The following is a 20,567-nucleotide window of genomic DNA, read 5'->3' on the forward strand; positions in this document are numbered from 1 at the left end:
AACCAACTGGTAAATATTCACAAAAAATTCACATTTCCTTAATTAAAATAATGAATCAAATTCCAACTCATCATCAGGTTGAATCACGAGGGTTTCAACCTCTTGAACGGCTTCTTTTATAAGTGGATCAAAGTCAAGATAACTTTCATAATGGTTCACTTTATCCCGGCGCGGCTTTGTCTTTGGGGAAGCTGGCACAAAGATGGTACAGCAATCCTCAAATGGACGGTTTGAAATTTCAAGCGTATCAATTTCATGCGCGATTTTGATTATATCGGTTTTATCCATTGTAATCAAAGGACGGAGAATGGGAGTGTTGGTAACCTCGTTAATTGTAAACATGCTCTCTAACGTTTGACTTGCCACCTGACCAAGACTTTCACCGGTAATAATCGCAAGTGCCTCTTGCTTATCCCTAATTTCATCAGCAATCCTTAGCATCAATCTTCTCGTAGTTGTCATTGTATAGTTTTCAGGTATCTGTTCACGGATCGCCTGTTGAATATCTGTAAAATGTACAATATGAAGCTTGATTGCACTACCATAGGATTGAGCAAGCTTTTTAGTTAAGTCGACCACTTTCTCTTTTGAACGCTCACTAGTGAATGGAGGACTGAAGAAATGAATCGCCTCTATCTCCAAGCCGCGTTTCATCGCCATGTACCCGGCAACAGGGCTGTCGATTCCTCCTGACAGCATCAGCATCGCTTTTCCGGCAGATCCGCTAGGCATGCCGCCCGCCCCAGGAATCATCTCACATGACAAATAGATGGCTTCTTCTCTTACTTCAATTCTTAAATTAATATCTGGATTCTTTACATCTACACGCAGACCAGCTATATTCTCCAGTAAAAAGCCGCCAACGGTTCTGTTGATTCCATCTGTATTCAACTCAAACTTTTTATCGGACCGTTTTGGGGTTACTTTAAACGTTTGCCCTTCCTTAAAGAGTGAGTTTACCAATTGCAAAGAGGACTGCTTGAGTGCCTCTATATCCCGCTCTACCTTAACCGCCGGGCTAAAGGATTGAATCCCAAATATATGTTTTAGTTTTTCTATAATTTCTATTCCATTTTCTCCATTTAATAAAACATACATCCGATCCCGGCTGGCCTGTACTTTAATGTTTGGAAAATCTTTTAGGGAATGAATAACACTTCTTTTTAACTTTTCGACAAACTTATGTCTATTACGTCCTTTGGTAGATATTTCTCCATATCGGATTAAAATGCGGTCATAATTCATTTAATTCCTAACCTTTCGTAGTTGATTGACTGTCTTTTTGATGGAAGTTAGAGCTGCTAACGCCTCTTCTTCTGTATTTTCAAACGAGAGGCTAATTCGAATCGAACGATCCGCCAGATCTTCCGGAACCCCCATGGCCAGCAATGTTTTACTTGGTGATTTCTTTTTGGATGAACAGGCACTGGTAGTCGATACAAACACACCTTCCTGTTCTAATGCATGCAGGAATACTTCTGATTTCATTCCCTCTAGAGAAAAGTTTAAAATATGCGGGGCCGCCCCTTCTAACGGTGTATGAATAATGACACCCTCTAGATCTTCTAGGCCAACTCTTAGAATGGTTTGAATTTTTTTCAATCTCGTTATTCCGGTTTCACCTTTGGTGATGGTCATTCGGAGTGCTTTTGCCAAAGCGACGAATCCCGCAACGTTTTCCGTACCACTCCGTAATTTCCGCTCTTGATTGCCGCCCGATAATAAGGGTGCAAGCCTTACTCCTTCTCGTATAAATAAGACGCCGGTCCCTTTTAAACCGTGGAATTTATGTGCCGAAAATGAACAAAAATCAATTCTGCTGTCATATATAGACAATGGCACTTTCCCAATGGCCTGAACGGAATCAACATGGAATAATACTGTTGGATATTTCTTCAGCACAGCTCCAATTTCAGCTATTGGCTGGATGGTCCCTACTTCATTATTAACCTGCATAATAGACACTAGTACCGTATCCGTGCGAATAGATTTTTCTACATCTTCTACAGAGACCCTTCCATTTTTGTCCACTGGCAAATAAGTGATTTCAAAACCTTCACCTGATAGCTGGCTCATTGCTTCTAGAACAGAAGCATGCTCGATACTTGTGGTAATGATATGGCGGCCTTTATTCTTGTTTATAAGAGCGGCCCCTTTAATTGCCATATTGTTACTCTCTGTACCGCCAGATGTAAAATATATTTCAGAGGATTTAACCTTTAATAGCCGGGCTGCCTGTTCCCTAGCCTGAGATAACAATTTTTCAGCCTGTCCTCCCAAACCATGCAAGGAGGAAGGATTTCCGAAATAGTCACTTGAAACCTTAAGAAATGAGTCTAATACTTCTTTGTATGGCTGCGTTGTTGCACTATTATCTAAATATATCACGTTTGTCTCTCCTCCCCGCCCTGACACTTAACAAAAATAAATCTTACCATATTTCATTTATTTGAAAAAGAAAAACCGATTCTTGCCTAATGGCTGAATCGGTTTTTTAGGATTTATTTGGCAGCACTCGCTGCCTTTATTTTCTTTAATGCCCCTGGATCAATTCCTTCGAGGGAAGCAGCTGCCTGCTCTAATGCCTCTTGATACTCATAATGTCTAAATGCATCCTCGGCTTTTGCCAAGCCTTGGGCAACTGAAGGATAATGACTGCGGTAACGATTTCCATACTGAATGGCTCTTTCAGCTAGTGTAACATTCTCAATCAACTCATGAGTAGAGTTTACCAGCTTTTCAACCGTTAAAACGGCAACTTCAAGATATTGGTTGAGCGCGGAGACATTAAGCGGCTTTTCTTCAAGCTGATAACGAACATTTTGAATGCTATCGTTTGTATCCTCAAATAAGAATTGGTAATCAGCCGGGACACCAGGAATATTGTTTTTCTTTACAATCCTGAGCGCCTCCCCCACTTTTTTAGTTAACTCTTTAACGGTCTCTCTTGCCTCGATTTCATCTTTCCGTAGGGCTTGAAGTTTTTGGGCAAAAACCTGCTGGCCTTCTCTAATCATGTGGAGCTGCTCTTGTATCGTATTTAATTCATCTTGAAGGACGCTTTGGGCTGTTCCATTCATTTTTAATTTTTCAACTAATATTTCATAGTGCTTATATACCGTAGAAAGTTCTTTCTCGAGCTGTCTCTGAGTCTCGAAGTCACTGTCTAATAATTGATAGGTTTGCTGCATGGCTGACACTTCATTGGATAGTTCCTTGTTCTCCTTTTGTGCGGCCGCCATGAGTTCATAGGCTGCTTTTTCATTTTTAATGACAAAGTGCTTGGCGTGAACTTCTTTTTCTAATAGATCAAATAAAACGTCAATTCGATCCTTTATTTCTTTCATTCCTTCTTCTGCCTGCTCAATTTCAGTTTTTTCAATCAAATCAAGAATTTCAGCAAGCTTTTCTTCCAGACGCGCAACTTCTTTTTCCACATTGATATGGTCTAAATAGTAATCCTGCCCGATCATTTCACGGTGTCCTTCTAAACAATCAGCTAACAAGTTTGGAAGCAATGACTGACATTCAATTAACATCTGGGGGATTAGCTCCATATGGTGTTTGATTGTTCTAAGCTGATTATGTATTTGTAAGACAATTTCCCGAGCTTCTAAATAATTCCCGAGTTCCGTTTTCTCATCAAATTCCTTGAACTTTAATGCTACCTCATTCAGGAGACCTTCTAAATGTTTTTCCGAATGGCCAAAACTATGCCGACGGGCAAGAAGCATTTTTTTTGCTTCCCGGTACATTTCTTTTGACTCTTCAATTTCTACCCGATTCTTTACTTCACTGCCGACTAGCTCATGCAGTTCTTCTACGATCTTATTGATTTGACTTTCCGTTTCCTGCAATTTTGACTGAATAGAGATTTGTACCTCTTTCGCTTTTCTAAAGCGGTACCGGTCAATATATTCTTCCGCTTCAAAAAGCATTTCTTCTAAATCTGGAAGCTTTACAGTCACCACGTCATCCCATTGATTCCGCCAGCCTTCAAAGAGCTCCTCTGTCTGACCTGTCATATTTAACTGCTTTACCTTCGACATTTCATCAGGTATTGGCCGATTTAGCAAGTCAATTTTCCATGCTTCGAGCCGGTCCATTTCTTTAAAGTACTTTCTTTTTATTAGGTATCCCCATACAAATAAGGCTAGTAAAAGGATGAAAAATCCAATGAAATACTTCACAAGTAAAGCCTCCTATTTCAAACAACATTGATTCAAATTTTACACTAATCGATCATATATTAAAAAATTTATTTATTATTGTCATTCAATGCTATTATGATACCATGTTAACGACATTTTTTGACTATTAATTTCAATTTTTTTGTAAAATAGAAAAAAAAATAGCGATAACCGCTATTTAACTACTGCCCCTTTGATAACAGGGCCATCAAAGCATAAGGTTTTATCGATCCAAGCGTAAAGATCTTTTAAATATTTTTGTTCAAAAAATGGTTCATTAGGAAAAATATATAAAACCTCTCTCATATATTGCGTATTCATAAAGGGCATCATTAATAAACTCTTCAATTGAATTATAAGATAAGGTATTGAATGCGGACGGAATTCCTGCCATTCAAATCCTCTTTCAAATATCTTTTGCAAATAATATTTTTCTTTTATCGAATAGGTTGACATGATTTCCCTGACTACTTGGGAATCCATAGACATTTCCCGATAGACAAAACTAGCTAGTTGACTATTTTCACATTGGTAATGAAGTAAATCAGCAACGATCTTCTTCAAACATTCTTTTGCCCCACGGTCGATGGAGAGATACGCTTCTTCGATTTTGCTTATATACTGTTCAAAAAAATGCAAGAAGCAATATTCCAAGAGGCCGGGTTTATTATCAAAGTAGTATGCAATCGTAGCAGTGTTCACTTTTGCTAAATTGGCAATATCCCTAATCGATGTCCCTGAATACCCATTTGAATTAAATAATGAGATGGCAGCCTTAACAATTGCTTCCTTTGCACTTTTCTTCATGTATACTCCTCCTTAAGGGATCCCCTACATAAAGATTTCTGTATAATTGTGGCTATTCCTTTTTGAAAATGTCGACAAAGTCTGCTCATTTTCTTCTATTTTTGATAAAATAATAATGAATTCTTAAGAGAAAAAGGTGAAATATCTTGTTTAACGTCGAAATGTATAAGGGAAGTCGTGAAGAAAATTATGAGCTTGTAAAGAAACAATTACAGGCCTTGCTTCATGATGAAAGTAATCAAATAGCCAATCTCAGCAATACTTCTGCCCTATTAAACCAATTCCTAGACCGCATTAATTGGGTTGGGTTTTATTTAATGGATACCAATGGAGAACTTGTTCTCGGTCCTTTTCAAGGCTTACCAGCCTGTGTAAGGATCCCTGTCGGTAAGGGAGTATGTGGAACGTCTGCTTTAAAAAAGGAAACCGTCCGGGTCGACGACGTTTATCAATTTCCAGGCCATATTGCCTGTGATGCGGCATCACAATCAGAAATTGTCATTCCACTGCTAAAAGATGGAGAATTAATTGGCGTGTTAGACATCGATTCTCCTGAGAAAAATCGCTTTGATGCGTTTGATCAGGAACAGTTGGAAGAACTTGCTGCAATCTTGATGAAACATCTTTAAAACTTTAGATAGAAAAGGGCACAGATAATGGATTCTGTGCCCTTCTTTTAATGTTTTTAGCATTCATTCTCATTGGGTGACTACCTTATTTTTTCCAGTCTGCTTTGCCCGATATAACGCTTCATCCGCTCTCTTAAATAAAAGAGAATAGCTATCCTGACTGTCCTTACTCCAGTAAGCAACACCGCAAGATACAGTTATATGTGGATTGGAGTATTCGGCCACCTTGCTTAAAATCCTCTGGGCAATAACAACTCCCGTTTCTAAAGGTACCCGCGGCAGATAAATGGCAAGCTCTTCCCCGCCCCAGCGCGCACCAATGTCACTCTCTCTAATACTTCCTTTTATTAGGTTAGCAACTTGAACAAGAATTAAATCGCCAATTTGGTGGCCATATGTATCATTTATTTCTTTAAAATTATCTAAATCAATAAGGATAAAGGTACCTTCCTCATCTTTAATCATCGATTGCTGAATTTTTTCATCCAAAAACTTTCGGGAGTGGAGTTTTGTCAGGTGATCGGTGATGACTAGTTTTTCAAGCTCATCTCTTAATAAAGCATTGGTTAGGGCTAATGATGAATGATGGACGAGAGATTGAAGCAGTTTAAACGTCCCAAACGGGAAGAAGTATGGATCTTGATGCATGATAATTGAAAAACCCTTCAATTTTTGGCCCACGACTACAGGTACAGCCATTATGGAATGAAACGAGTAAGGGTGTTGTTTGGAAAGTTCGAGATCACCAATAAATATTGGTTCATTACTTTGGTCAAATTTCCCTATAATATAATCAATGTAAACTTGGGCCTCCCGTGTGAAAAAGAAAGATGTCGAGCCAGGGATTACCTTCGCTCTAAGTTGATTCTTACTAAATAGAAAAAAACCAACCTCCTGGGCCTCAAAAGAATCTATGATTTGATTAGACATATAAGTTAACGTTTCTACTAAGGGCTGATTCGAATTTAATTGGTGGGATGTTTGATTGATTAATTGCAAATCAGAAATGGCTTGTTGTGATTGTTGGTATGCTAATGCATTTTCAAGGGAACTGCCTGCACAGAGTGAAAATAGCCGTACAAATTCGGCATCCCCAGCTGGAAATTCGGATTTATCTGGAGCAATCACTTGCATAACACCATAGACTTCCGACTTCCCTTTAAGAGGGGCATACAGGATGGCATGGGATGGTACATTTGAGCTCTCAAATTGTAATTGGGCTGTTTCATAGGCATGAATAACAGCCATATTTTCACTATCGTATTCAAGGTCCATGATTGGCAAGTCACTATGATTGTAACTTGTTAATGATAGAAATAAATGATAAAAATAATTAGGAAATACTTCTTTTAGCGCAACAAATATTTCTCCTAATAAAATATCAACATCTAAGGTTGAATGGATTTTTTCAGATATTTGAAATAATTTTTTATAGTTTTCTACATCCAACAGGAAATCTCCCTTTAGAGAATACATACTCACTCCACCCATTTATAAGTTCCAAATAATAATCACCTCCTAATTATAGTTAATTTAAGGCGAATATTGGAATATCTTTTTAAATAAATTATTAATTTTTTAACAACTGTTCTAGTTGATTTAAAGCATTTTTAAAATATGCTTGACTTTCCATGTATAAAAATCATATAATACTCCTTGTGTAAAATATATGCAGCCTATTGAGCTTACTTTGTTTAGTCTCATTTTGTTCCTCAAACGATCGATTTGATGGTGCATCGTGTAACCCTCAGCTGCTAGGGCGAAGGTGCATGAAAACAAAATGTCTAGTAAAGCGTCTCATAACGGTTTTTATTTTACCCAAATAAAAACACAAGGAGGAGTCATTCATGGCTCGTTATACCGGCCCAAGCTGGAAACTATCCCGTCGTCTTGGAATCTCTCTAAGCGGCACAGGTAAAGAATTAGAAAAGCGTCCTTACGCTCCTGGACAACATGGTCCAAACCAACGCAAAAAGCTTTCTGAATACGGATTACAATTACAAGAGAAGCAAAAGCTTCGTCATATGTATGGTGTAAATGAGCGCCAATTCCGTACTCTTTTCGAAAAAGCTGGCAAAATTTCTGGTATCCATGGTGAAAACTTCATGGCTCTACTTGAGTCACGTTTAGATAACGTTGTTTACCGTTTAGGTCTTGCTCGCACTCGTCGTGCAGCTCGCCAATTAGTAAACCACGGTCATATCCTAGTTAACGGTTCACGCGTAGATATCCCATCTTACCGTGTAACTGCAGGACAAACTATCAGCCTACGTGAAAAATCACGTAACCTTGATGTTGTTAAAGAAGCAATCGAAGTTAACAACTTTGTACCTGATTTCTTAACTTTCGATGCTGACAAATTAGAAGGAACTTTCACTCGCTTACCAGAGCGTTCTGAACTTCCTGCTGAAATTAACGAAGCTCTGATCGTTGAGTTCTATTCTCGTTAATTAATTCGCTTATTAAATAGCAATCTAAAAAACCCTAGAAACTGCGTTTTATCAACGCTTCTAGGGTTTTTTATTATTTTGCTCCAATCAAATACAAGTAAATAGTGCAAGATATTTAATTATATTTTATTATTAGAAATCAAAAATTTTAAATGGATAAACGGATATTACGTTTGTTTTCTCAATTATATATGAATTCGCTTTGTGAAGATGACCGTGTAAAAAGTATTTTGGTTGCTTGGTTTTGATGTAATAGTTAAAGGCCACAAATCCCCGATGGGCTGCGTCGAGTTCTTGAGTTTCTTCTGTGGCGGGATTGCTGTGTGCAATAAAAATATCTACTGATTCCAAGTCTTTTACGAATTCGTATACTTCTTCTTCAAAATATAAAAGGGATTGTTTCCTTTTATAGGCAATTGAACCGTTAAAGCCGGCTATTTTTATACCATTTACTGTAATTATCTTATGATGAGCATAAATGATGTTAGTATCTTGATAGTAATCAACAGCGTCATGATTCCCCAAAATTCCTACTATAGGGCAGTTATATTTTTTCTCAATTTCTCTTATTTCATAAAACTTAATATCGCCCAACAAGATTACCAAATCAGGTGATATATCAGGGTAATTCCGGTAATATCCATGGGTGTCAGAAATAGCAAGTATTTTCATATTCTCCTCTCTCCAAGCATTTAGATTTTATAAGGACAAAGTTAAATGAGAAGTGTACATGCTTTATCTTGTGAAGCCAAAATGTAAAATGAAAACAGACAAATGTCATATTTCAAGCGGAAGTTTTAACCTTTTCTTTTTCTATTTGTCCAATTTCATGATTAAGAGAGATCTCTCAATGGAGTCTAGTGAAAATTTGAAAAAAGGTTGATTTTTACTTTTTTTCGATTTGATCTTTTATTTTTACAGCTACTTCGAGTACTTTATAGGCATCATGGACACCTACCAATGGAGTCTGCCTGGATTGTATGGATTGAATAAAATGTTCAATTTCTAAATAAAGTGTTTCTTGGTGAGGGATTATAATTTTTTCTACAATATTTTCAACAGGGTAGGAACAGTTAGCAGTTGGAGAAGGCTTTGAATTATGGTAAACGTATAACTCCTTTGTTAAAAGATTCGCTTTAAGAAACCTATCCTTCTCCGTTACGTTTATTTCTCTCTTTTTATCTAAAGAATAACGGCTTGATAGCAAAGATGCGAAGCACCCGTTTTGAAAGGATATTAGTGCTGAAGCAGCCTCTAATTGTTTACCATCACCAATAAAATAGCCTGCAGCGTTGACGGTTGATATTTGACTATCTACTAATTTTAAGACGAGGTCGATATCATGGATCATTAAATCAAGGACTACATCTGTTTCAATGTTTCGGTTCGGTACCCCAAATCTCCTAGCCTCCAAGGAAATCACATTTCCCTTATTCATAAGCTCTGAAAGCTGTTTGAAAGCAGGGTTAAAACGTTCTACATGACCAACTTGAACTACTACTGACCCTTTATCCACCGCTTTTATTATTTGCTGAGCTTCTTTTAATGAAGACACAAATGGCTTTTCAACTAAGACATGTTTAACTTTCTGAATCGCTTGCATTGTTAATGAAAAATGATGGGACGTCTGGACGGCTATGATGACAGCATCAACTGTATCGATGAGTTTGCTGAAAGACGAAAAACTTTGAACGCCAAACGTGCTTGCTATCTTTTCACTTCTTTTCTGTTCAATATCAAATACCCCGATAAAGTCTGCATTTTTCATCATTTGTAGGACCTTACAATGATTTACTCCCATACTTCCCACGCCCGCAACCCCTATTTTAATTGGTGGCATGGCTGATCTCCAAAGTATTCCTTTATTGCTGCAATAATATAGTCTTGTTGCTTTTGGGTCATCATTGGATTTATTGGTAAAGCCAAAATTCTTTTGGTGCATCTTTCCGAAACAGGAAAATGACCATTTTTATATCCAAGATGAGAAAAAGCTTTTTGGAGATGGAGTGGTATGGGGTAATAGATGCCTGTTGCAATTTCTTTTTGTTTAAGAAAATGGGCTAATTGGTCTTGTTGATTGGTCTCTATGCAATATTGATGAAAAACATGTTCCCTTTCATCTGCCTCTACAGGGACTTGAACAGTTTCCGCCAATTTTAAAGAATATTCTCCCGCCAATTCTTTTCGTCGATTATTCCACTCGTCTAACCGTTTGAATTTCACACTAAGAATCGCAGCTTGTATTTCATCTAATCGACTATTTAATCCAATATGTGTATGGACATACCGCTCTGAACTACCATGGTTCCTCAGTAATTTAAGTTTTCTATATAAATCACCATTGTTTGTTACAATCATTCCTCCATCACCGTATGCACCTAAATTTTTAGATGGGAAGAAAGAAAAACAACCAAAATCTCCGAATGAACCAATTTTTTTCCCTCGATAGGAAGCTCCAATGGATTGACAGGCATCCTCTATAACACGAAGGTTATGCTTACGAGAAATGGCCAAAATAGTATCCATATCCGCCGGCTGACCAAATAAATGTACCACCATAATAGCTTTCGTTTTTTCTGTAATTACACTTTCAATCAAATCGGGATTCATGTTATACGTTTTTGGATCAATATCGACAAACACCGGTGTGGCCCCCACCCTTGCAATTACTTCTGCAGTCGAAAAAAAAGTAAAGGGAGTTGTAATCACTTCATCTCCGCTTCCGATATTTAAGGCTTCCAAACATAATAGTAGTGCGTCCGTACCATTTGCCACTCCCAATCCGTGTGCTACACCTATATATTGAGAAATTTCCTTTTCCAATTTTCCTCCATTCGGACCTAAAATAAAACAGCTGCTTTCTAATACTTCCTGGATTACTTGGTTCAATTCATTTTTTAATGTTTCATATTCAGTTTTTAAATCAACAAGAGGAATCATTCTCTCTCACCTCTATATGCTATTAATCTTTGATAAAGGAGCTATCGTCTATTAAACTTTAGATCTCGTTTGTGAAAGTTTGTTTAATAATCCGCATCAGATGGAGGTGGAGATTCAGGCGGTTTTGGACCTTTGGGACCTTTTGGGCCTTTTGGGCTTTTTGGACCCTTTGGACCCTTTGGACCCTTTGTACCCTTTGGACCTTTTGGTTCTCCTGACATTGCAGAATTATGATTTTTAGTCATTTTTTATTACCTCTCTTCGATGGAATTACTTATATACCATATTTCTTAGTAATATGTACTTAAACTCACTTTGGTGAGAATGGTCTTTAAAAAATAAATTGCACATTGGTACGTCACCCTGGAAAATGTATTCGAATAAAATAACGAGAAATTTCGTTTTTTTTTAACAGCAGCATAAATAGTAAAAGTAAAAGAACACATTTCATATGAACTGGTGATAAAAATGAAAATAATAACATACACGGATGAATATGAAAGCAAATGGGATAACTTTGTTCAAAATTCAAAAAATGGAACATTTATGCAACAACGCAAATTTCTAAATTATCACTCCAAAGAAAAATTCCAAGATTGTTCCTTAATGGCATTTGACACTAAAGATCGAATTATCGCTGTAATCCCAGCAGCATTAAAGTTTGAAAACGAATCATCCATTTTTTGTTCTCATCCAGGTGCCTCACATGGCGGAATTATCATTAATCAATCCTTTGATACTGCAAAAGCTCTAACATTAATCCCTCTCTTGATTGAACACTGCAATGGGATGGGGGTAAAAGCCATTGAAATGAAAATGGTTCCCCGCATTTACCATTCCTGGCCTTCAGATGAAATTGACTTTTCATTAAGGTACTTCGGATTTACTCCCGAGATCACAGAATTAGCAACCGCCCTCCCACTTAAAAATATCGAAAATTATGAACTCTATATGGAAAAAAATGCGATAAGAAATAAGAACAAGGCAATAAATAGCGGAGTTGTCGTAAAAGAAAATAACGATCTTGCTGGTTATTGGGGAATATTGGAGTCTAATTTATTAAAAAGACATAACAGCCATCCTACTCACACATACAATGAGATACTGGATCTTAGACAAAGATTTCCAGAAAAAATTAAACTTTTTTCTGCCTTTTACGAAAAAAAAATGATTGCTGGTGTTTTGGTTTTTATCCTTAACAATCGTGTATTAAATTGTTTTTATATATGTCATGATGAAAATTTTCAGCAACTTAGACCTTTGAATCTTGTTTTCAGTGCCCTTATTCAGTTGGGGGTAAATGAAGGATTCCACTTTTTGGATTGGGGGATTTCTACTGAGAATAAAGGGAAAGCGGTGAATCAAGGTTTGTTTAAGTTTAAGGAAGGGTTTGCCGGTCGAGGCGTGTTACGTGAAACCTACAGGTTAACTTTATGAAATTAGGTGATTAAATTGAAAATCCTGTTTATTGAAGCCGCAAAACAGTATTTATTGGGGCTTCCCTCCGGTTTTGAAAAGAGTGGTTGTACTGTCAAAGTATTGACAGATATTCAAGAAGAAGAATTGGAAACAACAATAAAGGAATTTAAGCCAGATTTGGCAGTAACTGCAGGCTGGACTAAAATTCATACAAGAGTCAAATTACAGCTACTACAACGGCTCTTAAAAAAGTATGGAGTGAAACATGCTTATTGGGCAACCGAAGATCCTCGTTGGAGGGAAAAATGGTCATTGTATTATATCGAATCCACACATCCCGATTATATATTTACAATAGACCGAGAATCGATTCCTTATTATGAAAATCTGGGTTATTCAGCCCATCACCTTACATGGGCATGTAATCCTGATTTCCACAAACCAGGCAACAAGCAAGAGCAGTATTCATGTGACATTGCTGTTGTAGCCACTGCAGGAGTAACCTGGAGTTCTTACCGTAAAAATAGTATCCAGATTCTCTTGCAACCATTACTTGAAAAAGGATATAACCTAAAAATTTGGGGCACCCGATGGGAAAAGGTAGATCCCAACATCATCGGCTTTGACGTACCATCAGAATTTCTGAAGCAAAAGCTACCATATACAGAAACAAACGATGTTTATAGCACGGCAAAAATCGTTCTGGGCTTTCAAAACACTTTTACAGAATTAAACTCAAGAACGTTTGAAGTTCTCGCATCTCAGGGATTACTGCTTACACCACTTACCCCTGCCGTTGAAGAATTATTTATACCGAGTAAGCATCTTGTTTGTTCATCTTCTCCCAAAGAAACTTTAGAGTTAGTCGATTATTATCTGACACATGAAAATGAAAGAAAGACTATAGCGAAACTTGGACAGAAGGAAGTCTACTCCAAACATACCTACACACACCGTGCTAAAGAAATATTAAAGGTAGTGGGTAGTGGGTGAATCATCAGGATAAGGAAGGAATCTCCAGATGCAAAAATCGATAAAAAATTCAGTTCAATGCAGCGGAACGTCCATTACCGGTGATATCCAGTCAACAGTCACCTTTTTTCCGTCTCCACCTGATTCTGGTATTGTATTTGTCCGAGATGATCTACAAGACAAACCAGAAATAGAATGTGTAGCACAGTATGCTCAGTCTGATTCTCGTTGGACTTCACTTGTGAAAAATAATAACAGAATCGAGCATACAGAACACATATTAGCCGCCATTACAGGTTTAGGTATTGATAATATTAAAGTCCATCTGGACAGTCCTCATATTCCTGTGGTCAGTCAATTTAGCTGTAAGGACTTCATTGACGCACTATTACAAGCAGAAATCATCACTCAACCTAAGCAGAAACGGTTTATCACAATTACTAAGCCACAATGGGTATTTGATTCCTTCTATTATAATGGACAACGGTATGACAGTATGTTAATTGCTTTACCTGCAGCGGATCCTACTTATACTTATATACTTGATTATCCCAGCATGAAGCTTCCTAGACAGCTTGCCCATTATAAATTGACCGATGCCTTAGACTTTGTTTCTGAACTCGCATCTGCCAGGTCTTATATTATGGATGACGAGGTTGATCTTGTAAAAAACTTAATTGGTAACGCAATGGACCAATGTCTGGTTATTTCCAGGGGAACAGACCATCAGCTTCGATGGGAAAATGAGCCGGCAAGACATAAACTGGTTGATTTATTAGGCGATATAACCACCTTAGGCCTTCCGGTTAAAGGGCACTTTATTGGAATAAGATCAGGGCACAAAACCAATATCAAAATGGCAAAAACAATCATGAGGGATATGGGGAGTGACTTGAGATGATTATTTCCATCCATCAACCTAATTACATCCCATGGAGTGGGTATTTTCATAAAATGTTATCCAGTGATTTGTTTGTTATTCTCGATGATGTAGACCTTTCAAGAAGGGCGATTACGAATAAAAACAAAATAAAAAGCCCAGATGGCCCCAGATTGTTAAGTGTTCCTTTAACAAATAAAAGTGGCAAAATTAAAGATATGACAACGTTTGACGACAGTAAATGGCCCCAAAAACATTGGGGTTCTATTCAAAGAAGCTATGCCCGGGCACCATTTTGGAAACAGTACCAACAGCTTTTTTTGCCTATTTATGAAAACTCGAGTAAAAAATTAGCAGACTTTAACTTACAGCTAATAGAAGTCATTCGAACGGTTTTAGAAATAAAAACTCCAATTATTCGGTCTTCTGAGCTTGAAGGAATTCCTGGCCAAAAGGGTGAAAAAATAGTTAACATTTGTAAAGCTTTAAATGCGACAGTTTATTTATCAGGGACTGGAGCCAAAACGTATAATGATGAAAAAGAATTTGAAAAAAATCAAATACGTTTGGTTTACCAGGAATTTGTACCTCCTGTTTATCCACAGCTTTGGGGAGAATTTATTCCAAATCTGTCAGTTATTGATTTGCTATTTAACTGCGGTCCAAAGAGTAAAGAATTTATTCCCAAGCAGGTGATTTATGAGTAAATTAAATGTTCTAATTACTGGTTCGGGATCGGTTTATGGTGTAGCGGTTATTCAGTCGTTAATAAAATCAAAGTTAAATGTTAATTTGATCGCAACTGATACACAGCCCTATGCACTGGGTCTCTATTTAGCTCATCACAGTTATATTGTACCGCATGTTAAGGATGAACAGCTTTATTTAAAAAGATTACTAGAAATTTTGAGATTCGAAAAAATAGATGCTATATTTATCGCCTCATCACAAGAGCTTTCTTTTTACAGTCGGAACAAAGCTTTGATTGAGGAAGAGATAAGGTGTAGAGTTTTTTCTAACCCACAAGATGTTTTATCCATTTGCAATGATAAATGGAATACTATCCACTTTCTAGAGGAACATAATTTTCCATCTCCAAAAACCATTAGGTACCCAGAAGATAATGATAAAATTCATCTGTTTATTGAGAATGTGGGCTTTCCATTTATTGCAAAACCAAGACATGGTAAGGGATCAGAGGACATTCATCTAGTTAATGATTTAGTTTATTTTAAACAGGTTATTTCCGAGAAAAAAAATATGATCCTTCAGCAATATCTTCCTGATGAGCAAAATGAATTTACCGTGGGAGTTTGTTGTGGAACAAATGGAAAGGTTTTATCATCCATTGCATTAAAAAGACAATTGCAAGACGGCATCACGATGTCTGCCATTTCTGATGATTTTAAGGATATTACTGATTACTGCGAAAAGGTTGCAAAAGCCCTTAAACCCTATGGTCCATGTAACTTTCAACTTCGAATCTGGAATGGCAAACCTTATATATTTGAAATTAATCCCAGGTTCAGCAGTTCAACTGGCATGCGTACACTTTTTGGTGTAAATGAACCGGAAATTCTACTGATGGCAGAAGTGCTACAAGAAAGCCTTCCTGAGAGACAAATACTAAAAGCTAGTGTGATACGGCAATACGCAGATTATATAGTTCCAACAGCAGAAATAGTAAAATTAAAGACTAAGAAGTTCATTATTAAAGATACCACTGAATAAAAAACTTTAAAAAACGGGCTCTGGATTAAACCAAAGCCCTAACCTTTTAGTAGTTAATTAATGTGTATTTCTTTTTACCTCTTCTAATAATCGTAAACTGCCCTTCAATTCGATCATTTTCCTGAAGGGTATAAGCCGTATCTGTCACCTTTTCCCCATTTACAGTTACTGCTCCATTTGTGATATCTTCGCGTGCCTGACGTTTAGAAGGAGAAATTTTTGCTGCTACCAGCAAATCGACTAAATTCTCTTCCCCTTCTTTTGCATCATATGAAGGTACATCTTTAAAACCTTGCTTAATCTCATCAGCAGACAAGTTTCTTACGTCACCGCTGAATAACGCTTGGGAAATTTTAATCGCCTGCTGTAACGCTTCTTCCCCATGAATCAAGCGGGTCATTTCTTCTGCTAGCGCTTTTTGAGCTTTGCGAAGATGCGGCTCCTCTTGTACACTTTGTTCTAAGCCTTCGATTTCTTCACGAGAAAGGAAAGTGAAGTACTTCAAGTATTTCACCACATCTGCATCCGCAGAATTAATCCAGAACTGATAGAATTCGTAAGGGGTGGTTTTTTCAGGATCTAACCAAACTGCACCGCCTTCTGTCTTACCAAATTTAGTGCCATCGGCTTTTGTAACGAGTGGAATGGTAAGTCCAAATGCTTTTGTTTCTTCCTCATGCATTTTCCGGATTAGTTCTAGTCCGGAAGTGATGTTTCCCCACTGGTCACTTCCGCCGATTTGTAATTTACAATTATGGTGGTCATACAGATGATTGAAGTCCATCGCCTGTAAAATCGTGTAAGTAAATTCAGTAAAAGAAATACCAGTCTCGAGCCGGGAGGCAATGGTATCTTTTGCAAGCATATAATTGACGCCGATGTGCTTACCGATATCACGCAAGAACGTTACAATATCCATAGAGCCTGCCCAGTCATAGTTATTAACCATAACTGCCCCATTCTCACCCTCAAATTCGAAAATAGCGGCAAGCTGTTTCTTAATGCCCTCGACATTCTTCTGAACGGTTTCTAAAGTCTGCAATTTACGTTCTTCACTTTTCCCACTTGGATCACCAATTAATCCAGTTGCGCCGCCAACCAAAACAATGGGCCGATGACCATGCTGCTGGAATCTTCTTAGTGTAAGAAACGGAACTAGGTGGCCAATATGCAAACTATCAGCAGTAGGATCAGCTCCACAGTAAAGTGAGATACTTTCCTTATTCAATAAATCTTTTAATCCTTCTTCATCTGTTTGTTGATAAATGATGCCTCTCCAGGCTAAATCTTGTAATAGATCCATCAAAAATCCCTCCAAATATGATTTTGTAACATGACTTAAGCTCGTAAAAAAATAAAAACGCCCCTGCAAAATGCAGGGACGTATAATTTACGCGGTACCACCCAGCTTGAGGAAATTCCTCCAACTCAGAAAAATAACGGTTATAACCGTTTTCCGCTACTTATTATTGTGTTCACGGAAAAAGCTCAAGGACGTAATTCATTCTTCTATGTGTATCAGCTTTCACCACCGCTGACTCTCTAAAAACAGGGATAGAAGAACTACAGTTGTTTCCCATCACAGCTTAAATTATAAAAATATGCTATAGCTTTTTTTATCATATTTCATTGAGGCTGTCAAACTTCGAACTGGAAATTTCAGAAAATGTAGAAGGTTGTCAGTTCTTGGTCCATTGATATGCTATAATGAAAGGGATTTTATTATGAGGTGATGCCCTGAATGAAGGAAAAATTACAAGCATGGATGAAAAAGGCAAAATCCATATTGACCTTGTTTTCCCATAAAAAAACAGTAAAAAGTGCCCGAATTACTTATCAAGTGGCTTGGAACTTGGTTCTCCTTGTACTGACGGTCGGCATTCTTGGCGGATCATTCGCAACCGGTGTGGGAGCAGGTTACTTTGCCTCACTTGTTAAAGATGAACCAGTCCGTTCCTATGCGAGTATGAAAAAAGATATCTATAACTATACTGAAACATCGGATTTATATTTTGCCAATAATGTTTACCTTGGCAGACTCAGGTCTGATTTAGTCCGTGAGGCGGTCTCACTTGATCAAGTATCCACGGATTTAACTAATGCAGTTATAGCGACTGAAGATCAATACTTCTACCAGCATAAAGGAGTTGTGCCGAAAGCAGTTTTTCGGGCTCTTTTTCAAGAAGTAACCAATTCGGCTGTTCAATCTGGCGGGAGTACGTTAACACAGCAGCTAATTAAGAATCAGATTTTAACGAATGAAGTTTCCTTCCAAAGGAAAGCCAATGAAATCCTACTGGCTCTTCGATTAGAAAAGTTTTTCAACAAGAAGGAAATTTTAGAAGCCTACCTCAATGTTTCAACCTTCGGAAGAAATTCCTCCGGTCAAAACATTGCCGGTGTCCAAGCTGCGGCTAAAGGAATTTTTGGAAAAAGTGCAAATGACCTTACACTGCCGCAAGCAGCTTTCATCGCCGGTCTGCCGCAAAGTCCATTCGGTTATACACCATTTACAAGAGAGGGTACCGTTAAGAACAATCTTGAACCAGGACTAACTCGGATGAAAACGGTTCTCAAAAGAATGTTAGATGGCGGATACATCACTGAGAAGCAGTATGCTGATGCCTCTGCTTACGACATTACAAAGGATTTTATCAAGCCGGTTCCTAATCCGCTGGAAAAATACCCATGGCTTACCTTTGAAATCGAAAACCGGTCAATCGAAGTTCTTACAACAGTTCTGGCAAAAAAAGATGGTTACACAGAGAAGGATTTAAAGAATGATGATAATCTCTTTTACAAATATAAAACGATAGCCAGCCATGATTTGCATCAAAATGGCTACAAGATTTATACAACGATTGATAAAGAGATTTATGATGCGATGCAAACGGTTAAGGATAACTATAAATACTATGGACCAGCTAAGGCCCAAGTAAAGAAGGATCCCGAAACTGGTGAAGAGGTTACGGTCATGGAACCTGTCGAAGTTGGTGCAGAGCTGATTGAAAATAAAACTGGGAAAATCATCAGTTTTGTTGCAGGAAGAGATCATGATAAACAACAGCTTAACCACGCCACAAGCGCGATAAGACAGAACGGTTCAACCATGAAACCGCTGCTGGTTTATGGACCAGCCATTGAATTAGGTAAGGCCTCTCCCGGAACACCTCTTCCGGACGTAGCGCTAAGTCTTGCCTATGGCAGAAGTACCCCTTGGCCGCACAACTATGACTTAAGGTATAGCGGTATCGTTTCGGCCCGTTATGCTTTGGCAAAATCATATAACGTTCCTGCTGTTAAACTTTATAAAGAGATTGTTGACCAGCAGCCAGCAAAGTATCTTGAAAAAATGGGGTTTACCTCTCTTAAAAAGCCGGATTATACCAATCTCTCAACGGCGATTGGTTCAATGGAAACCGGTGTGACAATTGAAGAAAATACAAATGCCTTTAGTACATTTGCTAACGGCGGGAAATTTATTGATGCGTATATGATCGATAAGATTGTCGATAGTGATGGGAAGGTCATCTATCAGCATCAAACAAAACCAGTTGATGTCTTTAAGCCGCAAACCGCTTACTTGACCCTTGATATGATGAGAGATGTAATTAAAATGGGAACAGCGGCAGGAGTGAAAAGTAAATTAAAATTCAGTGCAGACTGGGCCGGTAAGACTGGTACCGGTACTGAGTATATTGATTCTTGGTTTGTAGCTACCAATCCAAATGTAACGTTTGGGATATGGACAGGTTATGACACGCCAAAATCATTAAAGACATCCGGAATGTCCTATAGCCAGCGGACAAATACTCTGTGGGCGGAACTAATCAATGCCGCATATGATAAAAATCCAAATTTAGTCGACCCTAAGGAATCTTTTGAAATGCCAAACGGGATTGTCAAACGTTCGTATTGTGCCGTTTCAGGTTTACTGCCTTCTTCAGCTTGCTCAAAAGCTGGGTTAATCCAAAGTGATTATTTTAATGTAAATAATGTGCCGACTAAAGTAGATGATAGTTTAGTCCAAGGAAAATTTGTTACGGTAGGGAATAAAAAGTATTTAGCCTTAAATTCCACACCGAAAGAGTTTGCACAGTATGGATTAGTGCTGAACCCAGACTTTATCACGAGGATGGTAGGCAGGAACTTCAAAAATTACAGCCAATTAATCCCAAATAGAGGCCGATGGGGCAAAGTGCTTGTTCCTACTGCCAAAATGACGGATAACGGCAAGAATCCGGCCGGAGTGAAGCTTTCTGTTTCAGGAAATACACTTTCATGGTCAAGGTCAGGCGACAATGATGTTGTTGGTTATCGTGTGTATCAAGGCAATACGAAGGTTGCAAGCCTTACTAGCTCTAAGCGTTCGTATAAGGCTGGAAACGGCTCATATCGTGTAATTGCTGTTGATATCGCTGGAAGAGTGTCCGCATCATCGAATACTGTACAAGTAGGGGCGCAAGCCCCGCCTAAGGACAAAAAAGAAGAGCAGAACAAAGAACAAAAAAAAGTTCAAAATAAAACAACAACCGCACCATAAACGGGC

General features: G+C 38.0%; 18 protein-coding genes and 1 other annotated feature. Of the genes, 8 read left to right on the forward strand and 10 right to left on the reverse strand.

What is annotated here, in order from left to right:
- Positions 1 to 42: 42 nt before the first annotated feature.
- The 4 genes from thiI to refZ all read right to left on the reverse strand — a co-directional run bounded on the left by thiI (position 43) and on the right by refZ (position 4,997).
- Entirely contained in the window at positions 43 to 1,245 is a 1,203-nt protein-coding gene (gene thiI, locus GXK58_RS15165) for a tRNA uracil 4-sulfurtransferase ThiI (RefSeq protein ID WP_160724003.1), read from the reverse strand.
- Positions 1,246 to 2,388 (reverse strand): cysteine desulfurase family protein, encoded by a 1,143-nt coding sequence (locus GXK58_RS15170; RefSeq protein ID WP_160724004.1) that lies wholly within the window; start codon positions 2,386 to 2,388, stop codon positions 1,246 to 1,248. It lies immediately after the preceding gene.
- 113 nt (positions 2,389 to 2,501) lie between these two features.
- A complete protein-coding gene (ezrA, locus tag GXK58_RS15175) occupies positions 2,502 to 4,190 on the reverse strand; it encodes a septation ring formation regulator EzrA (RefSeq protein WP_160724005.1) in 1,689 nt (562 codons plus the stop codon).
- 174 nt (positions 4,191 to 4,364) lie between these two features.
- On the reverse strand, positions 4,365 to 4,997 hold the full coding sequence (refZ, locus tag GXK58_RS15180; protein WP_160724006.1) for a forespore capture DNA-binding protein RefZ: 633 nt from the start codon (positions 4,995 to 4,997) through the stop codon (positions 4,365 to 4,367).
- 146 nt (positions 4,998 to 5,143) lie between these two features.
- On the opposite strand from refZ, the gene GXK58_RS15185 reads away from it, so the two are divergent.
- A complete protein-coding gene (locus GXK58_RS15185; protein WP_160724007.1) occupies positions 5,144 to 5,626 on the forward strand; it encodes a GAF domain-containing protein in 483 nt (160 codons plus the stop codon).
- A gap of 69 nt (positions 5,627 to 5,695) precedes the next feature.
- Here the strand turns inward: GXK58_RS15185 and GXK58_RS15190 are convergent, their stop codons facing one another.
- The gene (locus tag GXK58_RS15190) at positions 5,696 to 7,102 is read right to left on the reverse strand and encodes a sensor domain-containing diguanylate cyclase (RefSeq protein ID WP_160724008.1); all 1,407 of its coding nucleotides are present in this window, start codon (positions 7,100 to 7,102) and stop codon (positions 5,696 to 5,698) included.
- A gap of 371 nt (positions 7,103 to 7,473) precedes the next feature.
- On the opposite strand from GXK58_RS15190, the gene rpsD reads away from it, so the two are divergent.
- Positions 7,474 to 8,076, forward strand: a complete 603-nt coding sequence (gene rpsD, locus GXK58_RS15195) for a 30S ribosomal protein S4 (RefSeq protein WP_160724009.1) — start codon at positions 7,474 to 7,476, stop codon at positions 8,074 to 8,076.
- Between the two features lie 132 nt (positions 8,077 to 8,208).
- Here the strand turns inward: rpsD and GXK58_RS15200 are convergent, their stop codons facing one another.
- The 4 genes from GXK58_RS15200 to GXK58_RS15215 all read right to left on the reverse strand — a co-directional run bounded on the left by GXK58_RS15200 (position 8,209) and on the right by GXK58_RS15215 (position 11,261).
- A complete protein-coding gene (locus GXK58_RS15200; RefSeq protein ID WP_160724010.1) occupies positions 8,209 to 8,748 on the reverse strand; it encodes a metallophosphoesterase family protein in 540 nt (179 codons plus the stop codon).
- Between the two features lie 214 nt (positions 8,749 to 8,962).
- Positions 8,963 to 9,916, reverse strand: a complete 954-nt coding sequence (locus GXK58_RS15205) for a Gfo/Idh/MocA family oxidoreductase (protein ID WP_160724011.1) — start codon at positions 9,914 to 9,916, stop codon at positions 8,963 to 8,965.
- On the reverse strand, positions 9,898 to 11,016 hold the full coding sequence (locus GXK58_RS15210) for a DegT/DnrJ/EryC1/StrS family aminotransferase (RefSeq protein WP_160724012.1): 1,119 nt from the start codon (positions 11,014 to 11,016) through the stop codon (positions 9,898 to 9,900). The genes GXK58_RS15205 and GXK58_RS15210 overlap by 19 nt, the downstream gene beginning before the upstream one ends.
- A gap of 83 nt (positions 11,017 to 11,099) precedes the next feature.
- Positions 11,100 to 11,261, reverse strand: a complete 162-nt coding sequence (locus tag GXK58_RS15215) for a hypothetical protein (RefSeq protein WP_160724013.1) — start codon at positions 11,259 to 11,261, stop codon at positions 11,100 to 11,102.
- A gap of 223 nt (positions 11,262 to 11,484) precedes the next feature.
- Between GXK58_RS15215 and GXK58_RS15220 the strand changes: the two genes are divergently transcribed.
- From GXK58_RS15220 to GXK58_RS15240, 5 genes are read left to right on the forward strand one after another with little or no spacing between them, the layout of a single operon-like run.
- Positions 11,485 to 12,453, forward strand: a complete 969-nt coding sequence (locus GXK58_RS15220; RefSeq protein WP_237389686.1) for a peptidoglycan bridge formation glycyltransferase FemA/FemB family protein — start codon at positions 11,485 to 11,487, stop codon at positions 12,451 to 12,453.
- Positions 12,454 to 12,468: 15 nt separating this feature from the next.
- Entirely contained in the window at positions 12,469 to 13,428 is a 960-nt protein-coding gene (locus GXK58_RS15225) for a CgeB family protein (protein ID WP_160724015.1), read from the forward strand.
- 28 nt (positions 13,429 to 13,456) lie between these two features.
- Positions 13,457 to 14,308 (forward strand): UDP-3-O-acyl-N-acetylglucosamine deacetylase, encoded by an 852-nt coding sequence (locus tag GXK58_RS15230; RefSeq protein WP_160724016.1) that lies wholly within the window; start codon positions 13,457 to 13,459, stop codon positions 14,306 to 14,308.
- Positions 14,305 to 14,994 (forward strand): WbqC family protein, encoded by a 690-nt coding sequence (locus GXK58_RS15235; protein ID WP_160724017.1) that lies wholly within the window; start codon positions 14,305 to 14,307, stop codon positions 14,992 to 14,994. Before GXK58_RS15230 ends, GXK58_RS15235 begins: the two co-directional genes overlap by 4 nt.
- On the forward strand, positions 14,987 to 16,018 hold the full coding sequence (locus GXK58_RS15240) for an ATP-grasp domain-containing protein (protein WP_160724018.1): 1,032 nt from the start codon (positions 14,987 to 14,989) through the stop codon (positions 16,016 to 16,018). The genes GXK58_RS15235 and GXK58_RS15240 overlap by 8 nt, the downstream gene beginning before the upstream one ends.
- 46 nt (positions 16,019 to 16,064) lie before the next feature.
- Here GXK58_RS15240 and tyrS read toward each other — a convergent pair whose 3' ends face one another.
- Positions 16,065 to 17,321: a tyrosine--tRNA ligase gene (gene tyrS / locus GXK58_RS15245; RefSeq protein WP_160724019.1), complete on the reverse strand. Its 1,257-nt coding sequence runs from the start codon at positions 17,319 to 17,321 to the stop codon at positions 16,065 to 16,067.
- A gap of 71 nt (positions 17,322 to 17,392) precedes the next feature.
- Positions 17,393 to 17,610: a binding site (T-box leader), on the reverse strand.
- Positions 17,611 to 17,759: 149 nt separating this feature from the next.
- On the opposite strand from tyrS, the gene GXK58_RS15250 reads away from it, so the two are divergent.
- Positions 17,760 to 20,561 carry a transglycosylase domain-containing protein gene (locus GXK58_RS15250; protein WP_160724020.1) on the forward strand — a complete coding sequence of 934 codons (2,802 nt, stop codon included), beginning with the start codon at positions 17,760 to 17,762 and terminating at the stop codon, positions 20,559 to 20,561.
- Positions 20,562 to 20,567: the final 6 nt, after the last annotated feature.

The sequence above is a fragment of the Bacillus sp. USDA818B3_A genome (assembly GCF_009928415.1).
GTDB lineage: Bacteria > Bacillota > Bacilli > Bacillales > Cytobacillaceae > Neobacillus.

Excerpts from the sequence above, each read along its gene's own strand:
- thiI (WP_160724003.1), bottom strand. The coding sequence starts at position 1,245 with ATGAATTATGACCGCATTTTAATCCGATATGGAGAAATATCTACCAAA.
- refZ (WP_160724006.1), bottom strand. The coding sequence starts at position 4,997 with ATGAAGAAAAGTGCAAAGGAAGCAATTGTTAAGGCTGCCATCTCATTA.
- GXK58_RS15190 (WP_160724008.1), bottom strand. The coding sequence starts at position 7,102 with ATGTATTCTCTAAAGGGAGATTTCCTGTTGGATGTAGAAAACTATAAA.
- rpsD (WP_160724009.1), top strand. The coding sequence starts at position 7,474 with ATGGCTCGTTATACCGGCCCAAGCTGGAAACTATCCCGTCGTCTTGGA.
- GXK58_RS15200 (WP_160724010.1), bottom strand. The coding sequence starts at position 8,748 with ATGAAAATACTTGCTATTTCTGACACCCATGGATATTACCGGAATTAC.
- GXK58_RS15205 (WP_160724011.1), bottom strand. The coding sequence starts at position 9,916 with ATGCCACCAATTAAAATAGGGGTTGCGGGCGTGGGAAGTATGGGAGTA.
- GXK58_RS15210 (WP_160724012.1), bottom strand. The coding sequence starts at position 11,016 with ATGATTCCTCTTGTTGATTTAAAAACTGAATATGAAACATTAAAAAAT.
- GXK58_RS15215 (WP_160724013.1), bottom strand. The coding sequence starts at position 11,261 with ATGACTAAAAATCATAATTCTGCAATGTCAGGAGAACCAAAAGGTCCA.
- GXK58_RS15220 (WP_237389686.1), top strand. The coding sequence starts at position 11,485 with ATGAAAATAATAACATACACGGATGAATATGAAAGCAAATGGGATAAC.
- GXK58_RS15230 (WP_160724016.1), top strand. The coding sequence starts at position 13,457 with ATGCAAAAATCGATAAAAAATTCAGTTCAATGCAGCGGAACGTCCATT.
- GXK58_RS15235 (WP_160724017.1), top strand. The coding sequence starts at position 14,305 with ATGATTATTTCCATCCATCAACCTAATTACATCCCATGGAGTGGGTAT.
- GXK58_RS15240 (WP_160724018.1), top strand. The coding sequence starts at position 14,987 with ATGAGTAAATTAAATGTTCTAATTACTGGTTCGGGATCGGTTTATGGT.
- tyrS (WP_160724019.1), bottom strand. The coding sequence starts at position 17,321 with ATGGATCTATTACAAGATTTAGCCTGGAGAGGCATCATTTATCAACAA.
- GXK58_RS15250 (WP_160724020.1), top strand. The coding sequence starts at position 17,760 with ATGAAGGAAAAATTACAAGCATGGATGAAAAAGGCAAAATCCATATTG.